Origin of the sequence: Micromonospora sp. WMMD735 (genome assembly GCF_049178995.1) — a bacterium.
Taxonomy (GTDB): domain Bacteria; phylum Actinomycetota; class Actinomycetes; order Mycobacteriales; family Micromonosporaceae; genus Micromonospora; species Micromonospora wenchangensis.
In genome coordinates this window covers 1,681,381-1,701,662 of sequence record NZ_JBMHMJ010000002.1, presented here as the reverse complement: position 1 = coordinate 1,701,662, position 20,282 = coordinate 1,681,381, and the positions used below count along the sequence as shown (strand labels likewise).

Annotated in this window: 21 protein-coding genes; 9 read left to right on the top strand and 12 right to left on the bottom strand. The window is 75.9% G+C overall.

The window, feature by feature from the left end:
* Positions 1-13 precede the first annotated feature (13 nt).
* Genes ACN268_RS07510 through ACN268_RS07485 form a run of 6 tightly spaced genes read left to right on the top strand, consistent with a single transcriptional unit; the run spans position 14 to position 5,075 of the window.
* Positions 14-991, top strand: coding sequence for a carbohydrate ABC transporter permease (locus tag ACN268_RS07510; RefSeq protein ID WP_421482407.1), 978 nt, complete (start codon positions 14-16; stop codon positions 989-991).
* A complete protein-coding gene (locus ACN268_RS07505) occupies positions 991-1,869 on the top strand; it encodes a carbohydrate ABC transporter permease (protein ID WP_363793172.1) in 879 nt (292 codons plus the stop codon). Before ACN268_RS07510 ends, ACN268_RS07505 begins: the two co-directional genes overlap by 1 nt.
* Positions 1,866-2,498, top strand: coding sequence for a hypothetical protein (locus ACN268_RS07500; protein ID WP_421482406.1), 633 nt, complete (start codon positions 1,866-1,868; stop codon positions 2,496-2,498). The genes ACN268_RS07505 and ACN268_RS07500 overlap by 4 nt, the downstream gene beginning before the upstream one ends.
* Positions 2,495-3,436 carry a PmoA family protein gene (locus tag ACN268_RS07495; protein ID WP_421482405.1) on the top strand — a complete coding sequence of 314 codons (942 nt, stop codon included), beginning with the start codon at positions 2,495-2,497 and terminating at the stop codon, positions 3,434-3,436. The genes ACN268_RS07500 and ACN268_RS07495 overlap by 4 nt, the downstream gene beginning before the upstream one ends.
* On the top strand, positions 3,433-4,470 hold the full coding sequence (locus ACN268_RS07490; RefSeq protein ID WP_421482404.1) for a sugar kinase: 1,038 nt from the start codon (positions 3,433-3,435) through the stop codon (positions 4,468-4,470). Before ACN268_RS07495 ends, ACN268_RS07490 begins: the two co-directional genes overlap by 4 nt.
* Complete coding sequence (locus ACN268_RS07485; protein ID WP_357930049.1) at positions 4,467-5,075, top strand: bifunctional 4-hydroxy-2-oxoglutarate aldolase/2-dehydro-3-deoxy-phosphogluconate aldolase; 609 nt, start codon at positions 4,467-4,469, stop codon at positions 5,073-5,075. The genes ACN268_RS07490 and ACN268_RS07485 overlap by 4 nt, the downstream gene beginning before the upstream one ends.
* A 112-nt stretch (positions 5,076-5,187) precedes the next feature.
* Here ACN268_RS07485 and ACN268_RS07480 read toward each other — a convergent pair whose 3' ends face one another.
* Complete coding sequence (locus ACN268_RS07480) at positions 5,188-6,204, bottom strand: LacI family DNA-binding transcriptional regulator (RefSeq protein WP_421482403.1); 1,017 nt, start codon at positions 6,202-6,204, stop codon at positions 5,188-5,190.
* 155 nt (positions 6,205-6,359) lie between these two features.
* On the opposite strand from ACN268_RS07480, the gene ACN268_RS07475 reads away from it, so the two are divergent.
* From ACN268_RS07475 to ACN268_RS07465, 3 genes are read left to right on the top strand one after another with little or no spacing between them, the layout of a single operon-like run.
* On the top strand, positions 6,360-7,511 hold the full coding sequence (locus tag ACN268_RS07475) for a Gfo/Idh/MocA family protein (RefSeq protein WP_421482402.1): 1,152 nt from the start codon (positions 6,360-6,362) through the stop codon (positions 7,509-7,511).
* The gene (locus ACN268_RS07470; RefSeq protein ID WP_421482401.1) at positions 7,508-8,659 is read left to right on the top strand and encodes a dihydrodipicolinate synthase family protein; all 1,152 of its coding nucleotides are present in this window, start codon (positions 7,508-7,510) and stop codon (positions 8,657-8,659) included. Before ACN268_RS07475 ends, ACN268_RS07470 begins: the two co-directional genes overlap by 4 nt.
* Before the next feature lie 5 nt (positions 8,660-8,664).
* On the top strand, positions 8,665-9,480 hold the full coding sequence (locus ACN268_RS07465; RefSeq protein ID WP_421486838.1) for a sugar phosphate isomerase/epimerase family protein: 816 nt from the start codon (positions 8,665-8,667) through the stop codon (positions 9,478-9,480).
* Between the two features lie 153 nt (positions 9,481-9,633).
* Here ACN268_RS07465 and ACN268_RS07460 read toward each other — a convergent pair whose 3' ends face one another.
* The 11 genes from ACN268_RS07460 to ACN268_RS07410 all read right to left on the bottom strand — a co-directional run bounded on the left by ACN268_RS07460 (position 9,634) and on the right by ACN268_RS07410 (position 20,281).
* A complete protein-coding gene (locus ACN268_RS07460) occupies positions 9,634-10,383 on the bottom strand; it encodes a hypothetical protein (protein ID WP_421482400.1) in 750 nt (249 codons plus the stop codon).
* Between the two features lie 57 nt (positions 10,384-10,440).
* Positions 10,441-10,896: a hypothetical protein gene (locus ACN268_RS07455; RefSeq protein ID WP_421482399.1), complete on the bottom strand. Its 456-nt coding sequence runs from the start codon at positions 10,894-10,896 to the stop codon at positions 10,441-10,443.
* Complete coding sequence (locus ACN268_RS07450) at positions 10,893-11,825, bottom strand: hypothetical protein (RefSeq protein ID WP_421482398.1); 933 nt, start codon at positions 11,823-11,825, stop codon at positions 10,893-10,895. The genes ACN268_RS07455 and ACN268_RS07450 overlap by 4 nt, the downstream gene beginning before the upstream one ends.
* Positions 11,822-12,451, bottom strand: coding sequence for a phage tail protein (locus ACN268_RS07445; RefSeq protein WP_421482396.1), 630 nt, complete (start codon positions 12,449-12,451; stop codon positions 11,822-11,824). The genes ACN268_RS07450 and ACN268_RS07445 overlap by 4 nt, the downstream gene beginning before the upstream one ends.
* Positions 12,432-15,086, bottom strand: a complete 2,655-nt coding sequence (locus ACN268_RS07440) for a putative baseplate assembly protein (RefSeq protein WP_421482395.1) — start codon at positions 15,084-15,086, stop codon at positions 12,432-12,434. Before ACN268_RS07440 ends, ACN268_RS07445 begins: the two co-directional genes overlap by 20 nt.
* A complete protein-coding gene (locus ACN268_RS07435; protein WP_421482393.1) occupies positions 15,083-15,559 on the bottom strand; it encodes a GPW/gp25 family protein in 477 nt (158 codons plus the stop codon). Before ACN268_RS07435 ends, ACN268_RS07440 begins: the two co-directional genes overlap by 4 nt.
* On the bottom strand, positions 15,556-15,894 hold the full coding sequence (locus ACN268_RS07430) for a hypothetical protein (protein ID WP_402896025.1): 339 nt from the start codon (positions 15,892-15,894) through the stop codon (positions 15,556-15,558). The genes ACN268_RS07435 and ACN268_RS07430 overlap by 4 nt, the downstream gene beginning before the upstream one ends.
* Entirely contained in the window at positions 15,894-17,480 is a 1,587-nt protein-coding gene (locus tag ACN268_RS07425; protein ID WP_421482392.1) for a phage baseplate assembly protein V, read from the bottom strand. Before ACN268_RS07425 ends, ACN268_RS07430 begins: the two co-directional genes overlap by 1 nt.
* Positions 17,477-18,268 carry a hypothetical protein gene (locus tag ACN268_RS07420; RefSeq protein WP_421482391.1) on the bottom strand — a complete coding sequence of 264 codons (792 nt, stop codon included), beginning with the start codon at positions 18,266-18,268 and terminating at the stop codon, positions 17,477-17,479. Before ACN268_RS07420 ends, ACN268_RS07425 begins: the two co-directional genes overlap by 4 nt.
* Positions 18,268-18,639, bottom strand: coding sequence for a hypothetical protein (locus ACN268_RS07415; protein ID WP_421482389.1), 372 nt, complete (start codon positions 18,637-18,639; stop codon positions 18,268-18,270). Before ACN268_RS07415 ends, ACN268_RS07420 begins: the two co-directional genes overlap by 1 nt.
* 1,159 nt (positions 18,640-19,798) lie before the next feature.
* Positions 19,799-20,281 (bottom strand): phage tail protein, encoded by a 483-nt coding sequence (locus tag ACN268_RS07410; RefSeq protein ID WP_363794901.1) that lies wholly within the window; start codon positions 20,279-20,281, stop codon positions 19,799-19,801.
* Between the last annotated feature and the right edge of the window lies 1 nt (position 20,282).

Sequence of the window (20,282 nt, the reverse complement as noted above, 5' to 3'; positions counted from 1 at the left end):
AGGAGCCGGACCCGTGGCCCTCACCACGGTGCCCGGCCGGACCGGACGCACCGGTCCCGCCCGCCCCCACGCCAAGCGGCGTCGGGGCGGGCGGGACCGGCACGCCGAAGGACTGGCGGGGTACGTATTCCTCTCGCCCTGGCTCATCGGACTGATGGGCGTCACGGCGATCCCCATGCTGCTCTCGCTCTGGCTGAGCTTCACCAACTACGACATCCTCACCCCGCTGTCCGAGGTGCAGTGGGTGGGCCTGGCCAACTACGAGCGGATGTTCACCGCCGACCCGTCGTACTGGCACGCGGTGCGGGTGACGGTGACCTTCGCCCTGGTGGCGGTGCCGCTGAAGCTGGCTGCCGCGCTCGGGGTGGCGCTGCTGCTCAACAGGGCGTGGCGGGGGGTGGGCCTGTTCCGGGCGCTGTTCTACCTGCCGTCCCTGCTCGGCGGCAGCGTCGCGCTGGCCATCGTCTGGGTCAACATGTTCAACCGGGACGGCGCGTTCAACTCGTTCCTCGCGCTGTTCGGCATCGAGGGGCTGCCCTGGGTCAGCGACCCGGACTGGGCGTTGCAGACCCTGATGGTGTTGGCCATCTGGCAGTTCGGCGCGCCCATGGTGATCTTCCTGGCCGGGTTGAAGCAGGTCCCCGGCGAGCTGTACGAGGCCGCCTCCGTCGACGGCGCCGGCCGGGTCCGCCAGTTCTGGCACGTCACCCTGCCGATGCTCTCCCCGGTCATCTTCTTCAACCTGGTGCTGGAGACCATCAACGGGTTCCAGGGCTTCACCGCCGCCTTCGTGCTCAGCAACGGCACCGGCGGGCCGGTCGACTCCACCCTGATGTACACCCTGAAGCTCTACATCTCGGGCTTCACCGACCTGGAGATGGGCTACGCCTCCGCGATGGCCTGGGTGTTCCTGCTCGCGATCGGCCTGATCACCGTGGTCTTCTTCAGCACCGGGCGGTTCTGGGTGCACTACTCCGACGGGGAGAAGTGATGGTGGCGGTGACCTCGACGGCGCGGCGGCCCGGCCGGCGGCAGGGCGGCCGGCAGGCCGTACGCCTGCTGGTGCTGATCGTGATCGTGGCGGTGGTGCTCTACCCGCTGCTGTGGATGGTGGGCACCTCGGTCAAGTCGCAGGAAGAGATCGTCAACAACATCGGCCTGCTGCCCGAGCGGTTCACCCCGGGCAACTACACCGCCGGGTGGGGCAACTTCGACCTCAGCTTCGGCACGTTCTTCCTCAACAGCGCCATGGTCAGCCTGTTGACCGTGGTCGGCAACGCGGTCTCCTGCCTGCTCGCCGCGTACGCCCTGGCCCGGTTGCGGTTCCGGCTGCGGGGGGTCTGGTTCGCCGTCATGATCGGCACCCTGCTGCTCCCCGGCCACGTGCTGATCGTGCCGCAGTACATCCTGTTCCGCAGCCTCGGCCTGGTCGGCGGGGACTGGCCCTACCTGCCGCTGCTCATCCCGCAGTTCCTGGCCACCGAGGCGTTCTTCGTGTTCCTCATGGTGCAGTTCATGCGGGGCATCCCGCGCGAACTCGACGAGGCCGCCAAGATCGACGGGGCCAGCCCGTACGGCATCTTCCGGCACGTCATCCTGCCGCTGAGCCGCCCGGCGCTGGTCACCACCGCGATCTTCTCGTTCATCTGGACCTGGAACGACTTCTTCCGGCAACTGGTCTTCCTGTCCAGCCTGGACGACTACACGGTGCCGGTGGCGCTGACCCTGTTCATCGACTCGACCAGCCAGAGCGCGGTCGGCCCGATGTTCGCCATGTCGGTGCTGTCGCTGCTGCCGGTGTTCCTGTTCTTCCTGGCCTTCCAGCGGATGCTGGTCGAGGGCATCAACACCAGCGGGTTGAAGGGATGACCGCCGCCCCGCTGGTGCAGGAGGACGCCGTACCGGCCCGCCGGGACTGGCGCGACACCCTGCGCGACGCCACCGACCTGGCACTGCTCGGGTTCGCCGTGACGCTGGCCGCGCTGCCGGTGCTCACCCTCGCCCCGGCCCTGGCCACCGCCAGCGCCGCCGTGCACGACCGGCTGACCCTCGGCGGTTGGCCCGACCTGCGTACCACGCTGTCCCGGTTCGGTCGGGCGCTGCCCGCCGGGCTGGTCGCCAGCGCCGTCGGGCTGGCCGTCGCCGTCGCGCTCGGCGTCGACCTGGTCGCGCTGGCCACCGGCCGGGTACCCGGTGGCGGCGTCGCGCTGGCCGGCACCGCAGTGGTCACCGCCGCCCTGGCCGGGTACGCCGGGCTGACCGTGGTGGCGGTCGGTCGAACCGGCGCGCGGGGTTGGCGGGCGGCGGCCCGGGTCGCCGCCCGCACCGGCCTGGCCCGGCCGGGGACCTGGGCGGCGGCCGGCGGGGTCTGCGCGGTGGCCGCTCTGTTGGGGATACTGGTCACCCCGGTGGCGGTGCCGATCCTGGCCGGCTACGCGCTGGCCGCCCTGCACGCGGTCGCCGCCCGCCGGCCCACCGCCCGGATGGAGGCACCGTGACCGGTCACCCCCGGCCCGTCCCGGCCGGCCCCGGCCCGACGCCGACCCGCGCCGCCCCGGAACCGGCCGACGACGGCCCCCGGCCGCACGTCGAGGAGGATCCCCGGCTGCGCCTCGGCGACGTCGAGGTGGCCCGGTACGTGGTGCGCCCCGACCTGGACCCCAAGCACGGACCCCGGCCCTACCTGCACCCGGTCCGGACCCTGGCCGGCACCCCGGTCACCGACGCCCTGCCCGCCGACCACGTCTGGCACCTCGGGGCGTCGCTGGCCGTGCAGGACGTCGACGGCACCAACCTGTGGGGCGGCCGGACGTACGTCCGGGACACCGGCTACACCTGGCGTGACGACCACGGCGTGATCGCGCACACGCACTGGCGGGAGCGCGCGCCGGACCGGCTGGCACACGCGTTGCAGTGGCGCGACCGGGCCGGCGGGGTGCTGCTCACCGAGCACCGCCGGCTCGCCGCGAGCCCGGTGACCCCGGACGCCTGGGCGCTCGACGTCGACTACACCCTCACCGCCCCGGCCGGGCGCGACGTCCACCTGGGCAGCCCCGCCACCAACGGGCGGCCCGGCGGGGCCGGCTACGGCGGTTTCTTCTGGCGGGCCGTCGCCGACGGTGAGCCGGTCACGTTCACCGCCGACGCCGACGGCGAGCAGGCCGCCAACGGCAGCGCCGCCCGCTGGGTCGCGCTCACCGGGGTCGCGCCGGGCGGTGGGGCGTACACCCTGGTCTTCACCGGGCTGGGGCTCGGCGACAGGTGGTTCGTGCGGACGGCGATGTATCCGGGGGTCTGCGTGGCCTTCGCCTTCGACCGGCCGGCGGTGGTGCCCGCCGGTGGCCGGCGCACCGGCCGGCACCGGGTGCTGGTCGCCGACGGGGTACGCGACCGGGCCGGCGTCACCGCCCTGCTCGCCGCCGCGGAACCGCAGTGACCGCCGCCGACCCGACCGGCGGGGCCGGGCCCGGCCCGGAGGTGGTCACCGTCGGCGAGTCGATGGTGGTGCTGAGCCCCGACCCGACCGGACCGCTGGACCGGGCCGACCGGCTGGGCGTCTCGGTCGGCGGCGCGGAGTCCAACGTGGCGTGCGCGCTCGCCGCCCTCGGCCACCGCACCGCCTGGGTCAGCCGGGTCGGCGACGACCCGTTCGGCCGGCGGGTCCGCCGGCACGTCGCCGCCACCGGCGTGGACACCGGCCTGGTCACCGTCGACCCGACCGCCCCGACCGGCGTCTACCTCAAGGACCCGACGCCCGACGGCACCGCCGTGCACTACTACCGGTCCGGGTCGGCGGCCTCCCGCCTGCACCCGGGGGTGCTCGACGAGCCGGCGCTGGCCGGGGCGCGGCTGCTGCACCTGTCCGGGGTGACCGCCGCCCTCTCGCCGTCCTGCGCGGCCCTGGTCCGCCGGGCGGTCACCGACCGGCCGCTGCCCGCCGCCCGGGTCACCTTCGACGTCAACCACCGGGCCCGGCTCTGGTCGGCGGCGACCGCCGCGCCGGTGCTGCGCGGGCTCGCCGACGCCGCCGACGTGGTCCTGGTCGGCCTCGACGAGGCGCACACCCTGTGGGGCGTCACCGCGCCGGCCGCCGTGCGGGACCTGCTGCCCGGCCCGGAACTGGTGGTGGTCAAGGACGCCGCCGTCGGGGTCACCGCGCTGCCCCGCGACGCGGCGGCCGTCTTCGTGCCGGCGCTGCGGGTGCCGGTGCACGAGCCGGTCGGGGCCGGCGACGCCTTCGCCGCCGGCCTCCTGTCGGGGCTGCTGCGCGGCCTCGACCTGGACCGCTGTCTGCGGCTCGGGCACCTCTGCGCGGCCCCCGCCCTGACCGTCGCCGGGGACACCGCCCCGCCGCCGCGGCGGGCGCTGGCCGATCGGCTCCTCGCACTGCCGGCGCGGGACTGGGCGAGCCTGGACCTGGTCGACGCCGGCCTGCTCCCCACCCCCGCCACCGGAAGGAACGGTCGATGACCGCGCACGACTTCGCACCCCTGTTCGGCACCGCACGGGTGATGGTGATCCTGCGGGACCTGCCGCCGACGGAGACCGTCCGACTCGCCGAACGGGCCTGGAACCTCGGCATCGACGTGGTCGAGGTGCCGATCCGCACCCCGGACGCGACGCTGTCCCTGCGGGCGGCGGTGGAGGCCGGCAAGGACCGGGGCCGCCGGGTCGGTGCCGGCACGGTGCGCACCCCCGCCCAGGTACGGCAGGCCGCCAGCGCCGGTGCGGCGTTCACCGTCGCCCCGGGGCTGGACCTGGCGGTGGCGGACGCGGCGGTCAGCTACGGCATTCCGCACCTGCCCGGGGTGGCCACCCCCACCGAGGCGCAGCTCGCGCTCGACCACGGGCTGATCTGGCTCAAGGCGTTCCCGGCGGCCAGCCTCGGTCCACAGTGGTTCAAGGCGATGGCCGGTCCGCTTCCGGAGCTGCGGTTCGTGGCGACCGGTGGGATCGACGCGGGCAACGCCGCCGACTTCCTGGCCGCCGGGGTGCGGGTGGTGGCGGTGGGTTCGGCGCTGTCCGACCCCCGGCAGATCGACCGGCTCGCCGAGCTGGCGACGACCCCCGCCTGAGCCGGTGCCGTCCCCGCCCACCCACCCGCCGCGCGGGCCGGTGCCGGCCGTCGGACCGTCGCTCCGAGGGTCGTCGGCCGTGCTGCCGGTCCGGCGGCCCGGTGCGGGCGGATCAGGCCGGGGCGGGGCCGAGGCTGTCCCGGACGACCAGGGTGGCCGGCAGCACCTCGACCCGGGACCGGTCGGCGGCCGGGCCCAGCGCCAGGGTCATCGCCCGTGCGCCCAGCTCCACCAGGGGCAACCGGACGGTGGTCAGCGCCGGGGTGACGTCGGCGGCGACCGGCATGTCGTCGAAGCCGACCACCGACACCTGCCCGGGGACCGGCACGCCCCGGGCGCGCAGCAGGGTCAGCGCGCCGACGGCCATCGAGTCGTTCAACGCCACCAGCGCGGTCAGTTTGGGGAAGGCGTCGAGCAGTTCACCGGCGGCGCGGGCGCCCCCGTCGCGGTCGAAGTCGGCGTACCTGACGCGCTCGGCGGGCAGCGGGTGGCCGCCCTCGGCGAGCGCGGCGCGCAGCCCGTCGAGCCGGTCGGTGATGGTGGTCAGCACCTGCGGGCCGGCGACCACCCCGATCCGGGTGTGCCCCCGGCGCAGCAGTTCCGCGCCGAGCAGCCGGCCGCCGTCGGTGTTGGCCGGCATCACCGCGTCGCCGGGATGTTCGTGCCGGCCGACCACCGCCACCCGGCCGCCGGTCGCCTCGTAGGCGGCCAGCTTCTCGGCGAGCCGGGCGGTGAAGGTGGCGTCGTGGTAGCCGGAGCCGGCCAGCACGATCGCGGCGACCTGCTGGGCGCGCAGCAGCTCCACGTACTCCAGCTCGCGTTCCGGGTCGCGGTAGCTGTTGCAGATGATGACCAGCCGGCCGTGGTCGGTGGCGACCCGTTGCAGCCCCCGGGTCAGCTCGGCGAAGTACGGGTCGGAGACGTCGTGCACCACCACGCCGACCACGCTGCGCTGCGGCCGGGCCAGCAGCTGGGCGTGCGCGTTGGGCACGTACCGCAGGTCGGCGACGGCCCGCAGCACCCGTTCGCGCAGCTCGTCGGCGACGGGCTTGCTGCTGCCGTTGATCACCCGGGAGGCGGTGGCGGGGGAGACCCCGGCGCGGCGGGCGACATCGGCAAGCGTCGCCATGGGCACCCCCGAAAGTGTCCGGGCCCGGTCGGGGCCGCACGGTAGCGGACAGGTTACCGCAACGGGCGGCGGCGGCCTCTTGCCCGTGGTGGGGCGGCCACCTAGGCTGCTAGGAAAGCGCTTACCTATGCGATGTGCAAAGGGGAAGGACGACCATGACCCGAAGGTCGATCGGCATCATCGTCAACGGCGTCACCGGTCGGATGGGCTACCGCCAGCACCTGGTCCGCTCCCTGCTCGCCCTGCGCGAGCAGGGCGGCCTGGCACTCGACGACGGCACCCGGATCTGGCCCGAGCCGATCCTGGTCGGCCGGGACGAGACCCGGCTGCGGGCGGTCGCGGAACGGCACGGCCTCACCGACTGGACCACCGACCTCGCCGCCGCCCTCGCCCGCGACGACGCGGAGATCTACTTCGACGCCCAGGTGACCCAGCAGCGGGAGAAGGCCATCCGGCAGGCCATCGACGCCGGCAAGCACATCTACACCGAGAAGCCGCTGGCCGAGTCCAGCGCCGGTGCGTGGGAGCTGGTCCGCGCCGCCGACGCCGCCGGCATCCGCACCGGCGTCGTGCAGGACAAGCTCTTCCTCCCGGGGCTGCGCAAGCTCAAGCGTCTGATCGACGGCGGGTTCTTCGGCCGCATCCTCTCCGTGCGGGGCGAGTTCGGCTACTGGGTCTTCGAGGGCGACTGGCAGCCCGCCCAGCGTCCCTCCTGGAACTACCGCGCCGAGGACGGCGGCGGCATCGTGATGGACATGTTCCCGCACTGGCAGTACGTGCTGGAGGAGCTGTTCGCCCCGGTCCGGGCGGTCACCTGCGTCGCCGCCACCCACGTCCCGCAGCGCGTCGACGAGGCCGGCCGGCCCTACCCGGCCACCGCCGACGACGCCGCGTACGGCATCTTCGAACTCGACGGCGGGATCATCGCCGCGCTCAACTCGTCCTGGGCCACCCGGGTGCACCGCGACGAACTGGTCGAGTTCCACGTCGACGGCACCGAGGGCAGCGCCGTCGCGGGACTGCGCCGCTGCCGGGTCCAGCACCGGGCGGTCACCCCCAAACCGGTGTGGAACCCGGACCTGCCCGCCACCGAGGACTTCCGGGCGCAGTGGACCGAGGTGCCCGACAACGAGGAGTTCGACAACGGATTCAAGGTGCAGTGGGAGGCGTTCCTGCGGCACGTCGTCACCGGCTCCCCGTTCACCTGGGACTTCCTGGCCGGCGCGCGCGGCGTGCAACTGGCCGAGCTGGGGCTGCGCTCGGCCCGGGAGGGCCGCCGGGTCGAGGTGCCGGAGCTGTCCCGGTGACCGCCGTCGTCCGGCTGCCCGACGGCGGCACCCACCGGCTGCGCGGGGGCGCGGGCCACGATCGTCCCACCGGTCCGTCCACCAGCAGAGTGGCGTACGCCGCCGCGCACGTCGTCGCCGACCCGCGCGCGGAGAACGTCCCGGGCGCCCCGGCCGCCGTCGACTGGGACACCACCCTCGCCTTCCGGCGGCACCTCTGGTCGTACGGGCTGGGGGTGGCCGAGGCGATGGACACCGCCCAGCGCGGCGCGGGCCTGGACTACCCGGCCACCCGGGAGCTGATCCGGCGCAGCGCCGCCGAGGCCCGCGCGGTCGGCGGCCGGATCGTCGCCGGGGTCGCCACCGACCAGCTCCCACCCGGCCCGGCCACGGTGCCCGAGGTGACCCGGGCGTACGCCGAGCAGCTCGCCGACGTCACCGCCGCCGGTGCCCGCCCGGTGCTGATGTGCAGCCGGCACCTGGCCGCCGCCGCCACCGGCCCCGACGACTACCTGCGGGTGTACGACGAACTGCTCACCGCCGCCGACCAGCCGGTGGTGCTGCACTGGCTCGGTGCCATGTTCGACCCGGCGCTGGCCGGCTACTGGGGCTCGACCGACCTCGACGAGGCCACCGGGACGGTGCTGCACCTGATCAAACAGCACCAGCACCGGATCGACGGGATCAAGGTGTCCCTGCTCGACGCCGACCGGGAGGTCGCGTTGCGCCGCAGCCTGCCCGCCGGGGTACGCCTCTACACCGGCGACGACTTCCACTACCCGGAGCTGATCCGGGGCGACGGACAGGGCCACTCCGACGCCCTGCTCGGTGTCTTCGCGGCCATCGCGCCGGCTGCCGCCGCCGCGCTGTCCGCCCTCGACGCCGGTGACCTGGACCGGTACGACGCGGTGTTCGCGCCGACCCTGCCGCTGGCCCGGCACCTGTTCGCCGCGCCCACCTGGTTCTACAAGACCGGCATCGTTTTCCTCGCCTGGCTGGCCGGGCACCAGGAGCACTTCACCATGCTGGCCGGGCAGCAGTCCGGCCGGTCCCCGGCCCACCTGGCCCGGCTGCTCGTCCTCGCCGACGCCGCCGGGCTGCTGCCCGACGCGGAGCTGGCCGCCGCGCGGGCCCGGGCGTACCTCACCGTGGCCGGGGTGGCCCAGTGACCGGGGTGGTGCCGGCGTCGGGGCTGGAACGGTTCTCGTTCAACCAGGCCACCGCCCAGCACTGGCCGCTTCAGGCGGCCGTCGCCGGCTGCGCGGCGGCCGGGGTGCCCGGCATCGGCCTGTGGCGGGAACCGGTCCAGGCGTACGGGCTCGACCGGGCGGCCCGGCTGGTCCGCGCCGCCGGACTGACCGTCACCTCACTGTGCCGGGGCGGGTTCTTCACCACCCCCGACTGGTGGGACGAGAACCGGCGGGCCATCGAGGAGGCGGCCACCCTCGGCACCCGGGAACTGGTGCTGGTCTCCGGTGGACTCCCCCCTGGCAGCCGCGACGTCGACGGGGCCCGCCGGCAGGTCGCCGACGCCGTCGCCGCGCTCGCCGACGAGGCCACCGCCGCCGGGGTGCGCCTCGCCATCGAACCGCTGCACCCGATGTTCAGCGCCGACCGGTGCGTGATCGCCACCCTCGGCCAGGCGCTCGACATCGCCGAACGGTTCGACCCCGCCGTGGTCGGCGTGGTGGTGGACACCTACCACGTCTGGTGGGACGACACGGTGTACGCGCAGATCGCCCGCGCCGGTGACCGGATCGCCGCGTTCCAGGCGGCGGACTGGGTGACCCCGCTGCCGGAGGGGGTGCTGCTCGGCCGGGCGCTGCCCGGTGAGGGCTGTGTGGAGCTGCGCCGGCTGCGCGAGGCGGTCGACGCCGCCGGGTACACCGGGCCGGTCGAGGTCGAGGTGTTCCAGGCGGCGCTCTGGTCCCGTCCCGGCCCGGACATCCTCGCCGCCACCATCGACGCCTACCTGACCCACGTGTCCTGACCGGGCCGTGAGCGGGACGGCTGCGGGACCCCGGGGCCCCGTCGTCATGGGGACCCAGTCGCCCGCCGGGCGGCGGGAGGGACGACACCCCTGCGGTGGACCGGTATGCCCCACCCCACCACCGCGCCGCCCCGGGGCCGCGCGGCGGGCGGGTCACCGGACGGTGGCGGTGGCGCGGACGGCCTTGACGACGGCGGGAACGGAGCCGACGAGCAGGACCAGGCCCCAGACGAGGGCCACGACGGCGAAGACCAGCGCGCCGACGTCGTCGAGGATGCTGACCAGGATCACCGGGACCAGCCGGTGCAGGAACTCCAGCACCACCGTGCCGACCAGGGTGGTCAGCGCCAGCAGGACGAGCCCCTTGTTCTGCAGGAACCGGGGCTGGGCGAGCAGCAGCAGCCCGGCCCAGACCAGCTTCAACGCCAGCACCAGGCCGAGCAGCAGGCTGGCCTCGCCGACCGGGAAGAAACCCCACAGCGCCAGGTAGGCCAGCGTGCCGAAGGGCACGGCCAGGAAGAGCGACACCATCACCGTCAGTTCCACGAAGACGGTCAGCAGCAGCACCAGCGACGCCAGGACCAGCAGGACCGCGAAGACCAGGGTGGCCACCCCCTGCACCCGGCCCTGCACCCGCTCGGAGAGCAGCAGGCTCAGGCAGAACAGGCCGGTGGTCCAGAGCGCCACCACGTCGACCAGCGCCAGGTAGCCGGTGCCCCGACCGGACGGCTCGCTGATCCGTCCCACCGCGCCGACGTCCACGCCCAGGTCCCGGGCGCCGGCCAGCAGCTCCCCGCCCGCGTCGCCGCCGCCGGTCAGCAGCGACGAGCCCAGTTCCAGCGCCACCACCAGCACCACCGCCAGCAGCGCCAACAGCAGGAACGGCCTGCGCAGCTCACCCATGCCGGGTCACCTCCCGGACCGGTGGCACCGCGACCCGGGGCACCGACAGGTGCCGGGTCACGAGGTGGCGATGGTGACGGTGCACCCGACACCTCCCGGGCAGCCCAGGCCGACCTCGGTGGCCCCGTCGAGGGCGATCGTCGCGACGGCGTCGCCCCCGTCGGCGGGCGTGACGTCGTCGCGTACGGTCAGGTCGGCGTCGCCGGGCGCGGGGGCGGTGACCGCGAAGGCCGCCCGGCTGCGCAGCACCAGGGTGCGCAGCCCGCCGGGGTCGTCCACCCGCAGCGCGCAGCCGCCGACGAAGGAGAGCACGTCCCCGGTACGGTCGCAGTCGGCCCGTACCGTCGCCGGGTCCACCGTGGTGGCGTCGCCACCGAGCCGGCCCAGCCAGCCCAGGGTGCCGGCGTCGGCCGGGTCACCGCGACCGGCGTGGCCCACCCCGAGCGCGCCGACGAACGCGGCGACCAGCAGCACGGCGACCGCCACCAGCAGCAGCTTCCGCCGGCCGCTCACGGTCGGCCCGTCGACGCGGGCAGCTCGGTGAACCGGACCAGGTCCACCCCGGCGAAGTACCGCTCGGTGCCCTGGGTCCGGCCGACCGCGACCAGGGTGAGGGTGTGCGGGCCCCGACCGAGCCGTACCGTGCCCACGTCCTCGACGTCACGCAGCGCCGGCTGCTTCGAGAAGCCGAGGAAGGTGCCGCCCACCTGCACCCCGTCGACCTGCCAGATGGTGTTGGCGTAGTCCGGCGCGGTGGTGCGGGACGCGGCGAACGACCAGGTGGCGTCCGCCGGCAGGGTGACGGTGAGACTGACCCGGTCACCCACCGCCAGCCCCTGCAGGAACAGTTGCCGGCCACCCGACCAGGTCAGCCCGCAGCAGTCCGGCTGTTCCACCACCGTCACCGCGGCACCCGCCGGTGACTCCGTCCTCGCCCCGGCGAGCAGGGTCTCCGCCTCCACCGTGACCACCCGGGCGGCGGGCGGCGGTGGGGCGGCGTCGGGACGGCTGAGCAGGTAACCGACCACCGCGCCGACCAGCACCACCAGCGCCACCGCCGCCGCGATCCACGGCCACGGGGCCCGTCGGGGCGGGGCGACCCCGGTGACCTCGTACGTCACCCGGCCGCTGGCGCGGGAACTCTCCTCCGGCGCGGTGTTCGCCGAGTAGGCGAAGCCCGTCATGTCGTACCGCCGGGGCGGGGTACCGGCCGGCACCGCCAGCCGGACCAGGAACGACACGGAGTTCTGCCCCGGCACCACCCGCTGCGGCTCGGCCACCGTGAACCAGGCCCGCTGGCTGCCCTCGCCCGGCGCGACATCGAAGACCACGGTGTCCGGCGCGCCGGCGGGATTGGAGACGGTGAAGGTCAGCTCGCCCCGGTTGGCCGGGTCGAGGGTGAACTGCTCGGCGGCGGCGACGACGGCCCATTCGGTGGTCATGACGGCTCCTCAGGCGACGGTCCGGGCGGAGGCGGGGGCGGGGGCCCCGGGGCGGGCACGGTGGCGCGGCCGACCGCCGGCCCGTACGGCACCGGCCCACCGTCGGCCTCGGCGGGTGGGGCGGCGGCGAGGACGACCTCGGCGGTCACCGCCGCCGGTTTCTCCGCCGCGACGATCCGGGTCACCACGGTCAGCAGCCCGGCCGCCGCCACCGGTACCCGGACGACCAGGTGGAACGGCCGGTCGGCCGGCTCGTCGAGGACGAACCCGGTGACCCCGGTGGCCAGTTCCAGCGCGGTCCGCATCCCGTACGGGGTGCCCCGCCAGCGGGCCAGCAGCGCGCCGTGCGCGACCAGGTCGCGTAGCCGGCCCACGGGCAGCGGCGGCGGGACGTCCGGCCGGGGCGGGCCGAGCACGTGGTCCATCGCCACCCAGCGGGTCAGGTAGCCGGCGAACCCGGCCGGCGTGCGGTACGGGTCGAACAGCACGTCCACGTCGGCGAGCAGCGCCTCGTCCGGGGCGTGCAGCGCCTCCATCACGTCCAGCAGGGCGGCCAGGACGCTGCCCGGCCCGGCGGCCCGCTGGTAGGCCGCCGGCAGCAGCCGTTCAATCGCGGCCCGGCGCATCGTGGCCCACCACCTCGATGTCGTGCTCGCCGGAGCAGAGCAGCCAGGTGTCGGGGACGGTCACCACGTCGGCGGTGGCCTGGTTGGCGCTGGCCGTCCAGTCGACGGCGTCGCCGCTGCGGTACACCCCGCGTTCGCCGCCGGCCAGGATCAGCCGGCTGCCCCCGCCCGTCCCGGTGACGCTGCCGGCGATCGCGTCCACCGGCACGAACCGGGTCCGGTCCCGCAGCGGCAGGCCGCAGTTGACCACCACCGGCTGCCACTGCGGCTGCGCGGCCAGGGTGTCGAGGCGGACCACCCCGCCGCTCTGCGTGGCGGCCACCGCCAGGGTGCCGACGAAGGCGAGGTCCCGGCAGGTGCCGCCGACCCAGCCGGCCTGCACCTGCTGCCACTTCACGTCGGACTCGAACAGCCGGGTGCGGTGGCAGCCCTGCCCCGGTTTCTTCGGGTCCGGTTCGCCCGCGCCCGCCCAGAGCAGGGTGGCCGGGCCGTCGTACTGCACGGCGAGGACCCGGTTGTCCACGTTGGCCAGGCCGACGTGGGTGAAGCTGCCGGGGCGGCCACCGGCGGTGGACAGGTACACCCCGAAACCCGCCTGCGCCGCGACCGCCACCCCCGGTGCGCCGCGCTCCGAGACGAACGACCGGACGGCGTAGAAGCCCCGGTCGGCGTCGGCCGGGTCGACCAGGATCTGCAACGGCACCGCGCCGGGCAGCAGGGACACCTCGTACAGGCCGGTGTCGGTGGCCAGCAGCAGCGCGCCCGCGCCGTCCCGGTCGATCCAGGCCAGGTCGGTGATCCGCGAGTCCAGGCCGGTCAGCGCCGTCCAGGTCTCGCCGAGGTCGGTGCTCAGGTGCACCCGGGAGCCGCCCGCCGTCCGGGTGGTCACCACCGCCACCGCGCCGGGGCGGGCCACCACGCCGGGACGCACCGGGGCCGGGGCGGGGGCGACCCGCACCACCGTCTCGTCGTCGTCGAATCGGCCCGCCGGTTCCCAGCCCACGCCCGCGTCGGACGAGCGGAACAGCACCGCGCCCCGGCCCGCGTACCAGGTGCCGGGCTGGTACCGGTCGACGGCGACGGCGCGGACCTGCGCGTCGGGGGCCTCGTCCACCACGAACCGGACCGACTCGACGTAGCGCACCCCCGGCTCGGCGTGCTCCAGCATCCGGTACACGTTGGACGCGCGCAGCGGCTCGCCGAACGCCCAGCCGGTCGGGTTCAGCGCGGTGGGCAGCGGGCTGAGCGTCAGGTGCAGCCGGTCGTGGATGCGCCGGCGGACCGCCTCGACGTCCTCCTCCGGCCGGACCACCACCCGGGCCCGGATCGACACCGCCTTGTACCGGGCCCAGCCGGCCCGGCAGCTCGTGCCCAACGCCCGACGTCGGTCCAGGTCGGCCTCCACCCGGCGGCGGGACTCCTCCACCTCGTGGGCGCGCAGCACCGCCACCGGCAGCCGGCCACCCGGGCGGGCCTCCGGCGGCACGTACGGCACCAGCACCACCTCGACCTCGCCGGGGCGGGCGAAACTGTAGACGGCGGCCCGGGTGAACGCCCGCGCCCGGGACACCCCGCCGGAGCCGGCGGCGAGGATCTCGAAGTCCCGGGCGGTGACCGCGCGTTGCTGGGCGAAGAACTCGTACGGGCCCCGGACCAGCGCCGAGTCGAGGCTTTCCAGCTCCCGTCCGCCACCTGCCGGTTCCGGGTTCTCCGCCCGTACCCCGGGCAGCGGGTCCCGCAGGGTGGTCAGGGTGCCGGCGGCGACGTTGCCGGCCCGGCCACCGCCGGCCCGGTACCACAGCCGCACCCGGGCCCCGGCCGGCGGCACCGCCGCGACGGTGACCGGCCCGCCGCCCGCCCGTGCGCCGTCCGGTCCCACGTCGGCCGGTCCTGGGCCGGGCGGGTCGGCGTCGGGCGGGCGCAGGTCCAGCGCCGGGGCGAAGGTGACCAGCCCCGAGCAGCGGTCCACCAGGTAGACCTTGGCCTGCGGGCCGACCCCGGCGAAGCTGTCCACCGGCCGCCACACCTCGTACGTCGCGCCCTCGTGTTCCCGGGCCACCGCGCCCAGCTCCACCGAGCCGGCCGGCACCTCCACCCCGAGCAGCAGGTCCCGTGCCTCGGCGGTACGTGTAAGCGGTGCCCGGGCGGCCCGCAGCGCCTGCCCCGGCTGGCCGGTGCCGACGCCCAGCAGCTCCGCCTCGACCGGTTCACAGTGGTGCATCCGGACGGTCACCTCGTCGGCGTCCGCCGGCAGCAGTGCCGGCTCGGTGGTGACGAAGACGACGGGCCTCGGGTCGAGGCCCCGGGCCGCCGCGACCCGGGTGCCGGCCGGGATCCGCACCGCCGCCCGGTCACCGCCGGTCCGGACGAACCGCACGTCGGCCCAGGCCGCCGTCGGCGCGTGCCGGGTGACCCCGAGCAGGTTCAGGAACTGCACGTACGCCTTCTCCGGCAACTGGTTCAGCCGGAAGATCATCACCTCGGTGAGGTGCGCGAACGCCTCCACCAGGGCGATACCCGGATCGTGCGCGGACAGGTCCGTCCAGCCGGGGCAGGACTGCCGGATGCGCTCCCGGGCCTCGGTGACCAGATCGAGGAAGGTGCGGTCGTCCAGGTGCGGCACGGGCAGCGTCATGACCGGTCCCCCTCGCCCCCGTCACCGGTCGACCGACCGGCGGCCCGGTGCGCGGGCGGGTCTACGTCGGCGGGGAGCAGGTCGACGGAGAGGACCAGCTGACCGGGGGAGAGGCTGGCCCGCACCCGGTAGTCCAACCGGATCACCAGCCGCCACGGGTCGCCCGGGTCGGGGCCGGCGTCCACGTCGATCACCTCGATCCGGGGCTCCCACCGGCGGATCGCCTGCCGCACGTAGTGGATGGCCAGCCCGGCGGTGGTGTCGTCGTTCGGCGCGAACACCAGCCGGTGCAGCCGGGAGCCGTACCCGGGGCGCATCAGCCGCTCGCCCGGCGTGGTGGACAGCAGCAGGTACAACGCCTGGCGTACCGTCTCGTCGCCGTCGGTCACCGCGAGCCCGCCGGTCGCGGTCAGTGCCAGGCCTCCGGCGCGGCCGGCGTCGAAGCCGGCCCCGACGAACCGCAACGCCCTCACCGGTCGGCCCCCACCAGGCGCTGCCGGGCGTCGTGCACGGTGTGCCGGACCAGGTTCGGCGGGGTGCCGTCGGTGAACCCGGCCAGGTGCGACAGGACGATCCGGTGCCCGTCGACCCGCAGCCAGTCGCTGTAGCCGACCCGCACCGCGAGGGTCCTCGCGCACGGTTTGACAGTCGGCCCGTAGTTGGGGCAGGCCACGATGTCCCGCCCGACGGGGTCGTCGTCGACCAGCACCGGCGTCCCGGCGACGGTCAGCCAGCCCTGCGACGCCCGGTTGGTGACCCGGCCGTCGTGGTCGCAGGCGATCAGCGAGTCGAGGGTGATCCAGCGCATCAGGCACCTCCGGAGTGGGCGCGGGCGAGCGAGCCGGCCTGTTGCCTGGCGGTCGCCTCGTCCTCGGTCGCGTCGGCGTGCAGGAAGTCGACGCTGCGGGCCCGCACCACCAGCGCCCGGCCCGGCGCGGAGAGCACCAGGTCGGTCGCGGCGTGCAGGGTGGTCAGCTCGGGGGTCAGCTCCAGGAAGCTGCCGGCGTCGGTGGCCAGCCGCAGCGTCCGCGCCGCGTCGTCGACCACGATGGTCTGACCGCTGCCGGTCCGCACCGACCAGCGGCCCGCGCGCCCGTCGGCCACCCCCGCGTCGTACGGGGTGACGGTGCCGAACAGCGAACCCAGCACCACCCCGGCGACCGGGTCACCGCCCGGCAGGGCCAGCAGCACCGTGTCGTCCGGGTCGGGCAGCGCCACGATGCCCTTGTCCCGGCCCGCCCCCGGGCAGAGCACGGCCAGCCAGCCGGCGTCCAGGTCGCCGTACCCGGGCAGCCGTACCCGGACCCGGCCGAGCCGCTCCGGGTCGTCGACGGCGGTGACCACCCCGAGGGTGACCACCGCCCCGCCGGCCGCGACGCGCGGCGGGGAGGGCGGCGGGGCGGTGGCGAACCGGGTGAGGTGGCCGCTGGCGTCGACGGTGTGCACCACCTCGGTGAGGACGTACACCCCGGCCAGGTCGTCGGTCACCCCGGCCAGCGCGACCCGGCGGCCGGGGCGCAACGCCGGGTCACCCTCGGCGACGCCCTCGGCGGTGACCAGCGCGGCCACCCGGTCGTCCAGGCCCGCCTGGGCGAGCGCGGCCAACTCGTCGTCGCCGCGGCCGGGCTGGTCCAGCACGGTCCGCACGCCGTCCGCGCCGACCGCCGCCGGGTCCGGCCGCAACGGCACCCGCCGGCCGCTGCGCGCGGCGTCGACCCGGTGCCCGAGCGGCTCGGCCCGCTGCGGGTGCCAGCCCAGCGCGGCACTGCCCCCGGCGGCCCGGTCCAGGTTGGCGGCCAACCGCACCGAGTGCAGCGTCCGGCCCAGGGTCAGCGGCACCGGCTCGCCGTGACCGTCCAACGTGACCAGCCGCACCCGGTCAGCCTCGACGGCCAGGTGCAGGCCGGCCCGGCCGGCCACCTCCCGCAGCAGCTCCAGGTCGCTGTGCCGGTGCTGGAGCAGCCGGTCCAACCGGGGCCCGTCGACCTCGGCGTCGACGGCGAGCCCCACCGCGCCGCACAGCTCCCGGGCCAGGTCGGCGGCGGTGACCGCCTCGAAGACCCGTAGCTGCTGCCGCTTGCGCAGCCGGTGCAGCAGGTCGTAGCCGAGCCAGCGGGACAGGGCGGTGCCGTCGGCGGCGTACTCCACCTCGACGCAGGTGACCTCCCCGGTGAACAGCAGGTCGTCGCCGAGCCGGACGGCCAGCGTCGCGCCGGTCGGCACCGCCGGGCCGGGACCGGGACCCCGCGCCGAAGCGCCCGGATCGGCTTCGTGCACCACCTCGCACTGGGTCGGCTGGTCGAGGCGGGCGGCCACCCGGACCGACCGGATCCGCCGGTCCGCCGCCCCGCCCAGCGGCACGCCGTCGAGGAACACCGACGGGCGGGCACTCACCGCACACCCCCGCCGGCCTGCTCCGGGCCGGTGCCGCCCGCGACTTCCACCGGGGACACCCCGGCGGGCCGCGGTGCGGTGGCCGGGGGTACCGCGAGGGCGGTGCCGGCCGGCACGGCGAACGGGTCGGTGATCCGGTTGTGCTCGGCGAGCAGCCGCCAGCGCAGCGGCGAGCCGAGCGCGTCGTGGGCGAGCAGGTCGAACCGGACCCCGGAGTAGCCGGGCGTGGCCGCACCGTCCCCGGCCGCCACCACCGCCTGCCCCGGGGGCGTCGCGGGCGGGGTGGCGGCGGCCAGTTCCTCGGCGAAGCCCTGCTGCGCCTCGTCGGCCGACTCGGCCACCCGCAGCAGCTTCATCCGCAGCCACGAGCGGCGGGGCGAGCCGGTACGGGTGAACACGTCGAACCGTTCGGCGACGGCCACCACCACCCCGGGCACGTTCCACGTCTTGCCCCAGACCAGCCGGACCAGCGGCGGACGCTGCCAGCCGTGCGCCACGGCGGAGTTCTCGGCCAGCATCCACAGCGGCCGGGTGAGGGTGCGCACGTCCCCGGGCCGGGTCGGCCCCTCCACCAGGTCGGTGTCGAAGAGCAGGTCCAGCACCAGTTCGGTCCGCCCGCCACCGGTGAAGGCCAGCGGGTCGTCGGCCAGCCCGATCCCGGTGAGCCGACCCTCGGCGCTGCCCCGCGGTCGTACCCCGGCGACCCTGGTGACCTGCACGGTCTGCGGATTGAGCAGGCAGTCGATCCGGACGCCGGACTCGTCGACCAGGAAGGCGACCCGTTCCATCAGTACCCCCGCTGTTCGGCGTCGAGCCGGGCGTACCGGGCGTCGTCGCGGGCGGTCCCCGTCGGCCGTCGCCACGCCCCGTCGTCGGGCAGCGCCGGCCACGGGTCGGCCCCCACCGGCCATCCGTGTGGTCCGGCCGCTCCCGCCCCGGTCGGGCCGGCAGCGGGCAGCGTCGGCCACGGGTCGCCGGCCGGGGTCGGGTCGTCGTCCGGCCAGCGGGTCGCGGTGGTCCGCCGGGTGACGGCCCCGCGCGCCCGTGCTCCGCCGTCGGGGACCGGGTGGGTTCCGCCGCCGCGCCGGCCGCCCGTGACCGGGCCGCCCGCCGGGCCGAAACCGGTGCCGTCCCTGTCAGCCGGGCCTCCGGTTGCCATGCCGGTGCCGTCCGCCGGCGCCGCGTCGGACGCCGTCCACCCGGTCCGTGGTCCGTGGTCCGGCCGTCGCCCGGCGTTGGCCCCGGCGTCCGTCGGACGCTCCGGTCGACCCGGGCCGGCGCGGTCCGGCCACCCCGGCGGGGCGAGGCCCGACCGGCTGGGGACGGGCGGCGGTACGTCGGACGTCGGCTGCCGCGCGCCGGCCGGCGGGTGCGTGCCCGGGTCCCGACCGGCGTCGGACGGTGGACCGTGCCCCACCCACGGGTATGGACCAGGTGCTTCTTGCTTCGCCGGCTGCGGGTCACGTCCCGTTCCCGGCCTGATCTCCGTCGCCGGTCCCGTACCGGCTCCCTCCGCCACCCACGGGCCGGCCTCCGCCCGGGGCCCCGGGTCGGGTTTCGTTCCCGGCTCCGGGCCGGCTCCCGTCGTCGGTGGGCGGGGCGGGGCGGTCCGTCGCAGGCCGGGTCGGAGCAGCCACCCGAGCCAGGCAAAAGCCGTCCACCCCGGACCGGGACGCGCCGCCGCCGGGCCGGGCCGGTCAACCGTTGCCGGGTCCGGGCCGTGGTCCGTCGACGGGTCCGGGTCGTGCGGCGGGCGCGCACGCTCGGCCGAGGGCGGGTGCGTCGATGTCCGGTCCGGGCCGGGTGCCGACGTCGGGTGCGCGCGGTGACCCGCCGGCCCGGCGGCCGGGGTGACGTCCGCCGGGCCGGCCGGTCGGGGGAGGGGGATGCCGGTCACCGGGCCCGCCGTCGGCGACGACCCCCACTGCCCGGTGGGCGGTGCGGGCGGCGGCACTGGGACCGACGGGTGCGTGGGGTACCGGTCGGCGGTGGGGGCACCGGTCCGCGACGGGTACGCCGGGGGCTCGGCGGACGCCGGGGTGTACTGCTCGCGTACCCCCGGGTGGGATGCGGGCGGCGGGTCGGCGGCCGGCGGCGGACCCGGCGGGTCGGTGGCGGCCGGCCCGACCAGGTCGTGCAGCAGGCCGGGGGCGTGCGTGGCGACCGTCCGCAGCCAGTGTTCCGGCGGCTGCCCCGGCCGGCGCGACACCGGGACCGGCCCGGCCCACCGTGTGGCGGGGTCGGTGATGGGGGTGGCCGGGTCGGCCGGGGCAGGGGCCATCGCGTCGGCGACGGCCCGCAGCCGGGTGGCCAGCCAGTCACGCGGTCGTGGACGCCGCGGCACTGCCGTCCTCCAACTCCAACCCCTCGTACGCGAGGGTCAGCGCCACGATCGCGATCTCCTGGGACAGGGTGTGCAGGTGCGCGCCACGCCACCGCATCGGCCACGCGTTGATCAGGTTCCAGCGCAGCACCTCGGCGGTGCCGGCGGCGTCGAGCAGCACCACCGACACGTTGCGGCGGCTCACCGTCCCGGTCGCCGCGCCGTGCACCCAGTCCCACAGCTCGCGCGACGGGGTGAGCCCGAAGTGCAGGGTCACCGGCGCGTAGTCGACCTGCCCCGGGACCGACCGCACCCGGTCGTTGCCGGCCTCCCGGTAGGCCAGCCGGCCGATCGTCATCTCCAAGCCGCTGACCTCGGTGAAGTGGCCGTTGGTGATGCCGTTGATGAGCAGCTTGAAGTGGTACGCCCGGTACGGGTCGACAGGTGCGCCCGGTTGCGGGGTGGCCGGGGTCGGCATG

Bases quoted from the DNA above. Each gene is read 5' to 3' on its own strand.
- ACN268_RS07450 (WP_421482398.1), bottom strand. From the start codon at position 11,825: ATGACCACCGAATGGGCCGTCGTCGCCGCCGCCGAGCAGTTCACCCTC.
- ACN268_RS07445 (WP_421482396.1), bottom strand. From the start codon at position 12,451: ATGCGCCGGGCCGCGATTGAACGGCTGCTGCCGGCGGCCTACCAGCGG.
- ACN268_RS07430 (WP_402896025.1), bottom strand. From the start codon at position 15,894: ATGCGCTGGATCACCCTCGACTCGCTGATCGCCTGCGACCACGACGGC.
- ACN268_RS07500 (WP_421482406.1), top strand. From the start codon at position 1,866: ATGACCGCCGCCCCGCTGGTGCAGGAGGACGCCGTACCGGCCCGCCGG.
- ACN268_RS07440 (WP_421482395.1), bottom strand. From the start codon at position 15,086: ATGACGCTGCCCGTGCCGCACCTGGACGACCGCACCTTCCTCGATCTG.
- ACN268_RS07485 (WP_357930049.1), top strand. From the start codon at position 4,467: ATGACCGCGCACGACTTCGCACCCCTGTTCGGCACCGCACGGGTGATG.
- ACN268_RS07415 (WP_421482389.1), bottom strand. From the start codon at position 18,639: ATGGCAACCGGAGGCCCGGCTGACAGGGACGGCACCGGTTTCGGCCCG.
- ACN268_RS07420 (WP_421482391.1), bottom strand. From the start codon at position 18,268: ATGGAACGGGTCGCCTTCCTGGTCGACGAGTCCGGCGTCCGGATCGAC.
- ACN268_RS07475 (WP_421482402.1), top strand. From the start codon at position 6,360: ATGACCCGAAGGTCGATCGGCATCATCGTCAACGGCGTCACCGGTCGG.
- ACN268_RS07460 (WP_421482400.1), bottom strand. From the start codon at position 10,383: ATGGGTGAGCTGCGCAGGCCGTTCCTGCTGTTGGCGCTGCTGGCGGTG.
- ACN268_RS07410 (WP_363794901.1), bottom strand. From the start codon at position 20,281: ATGCCGACCCCGGCCACCCCGCAACCGGGCGCACCTGTCGACCCGTAC.
- ACN268_RS07505 (WP_363793172.1), top strand. From the start codon at position 991: ATGGTGGCGGTGACCTCGACGGCGCGGCGGCCCGGCCGGCGGCAGGGC.
- ACN268_RS07480 (WP_421482403.1), bottom strand. From the start codon at position 6,204: ATGGCGACGCTTGCCGATGTCGCCCGCCGCGCCGGGGTCTCCCCCGCC.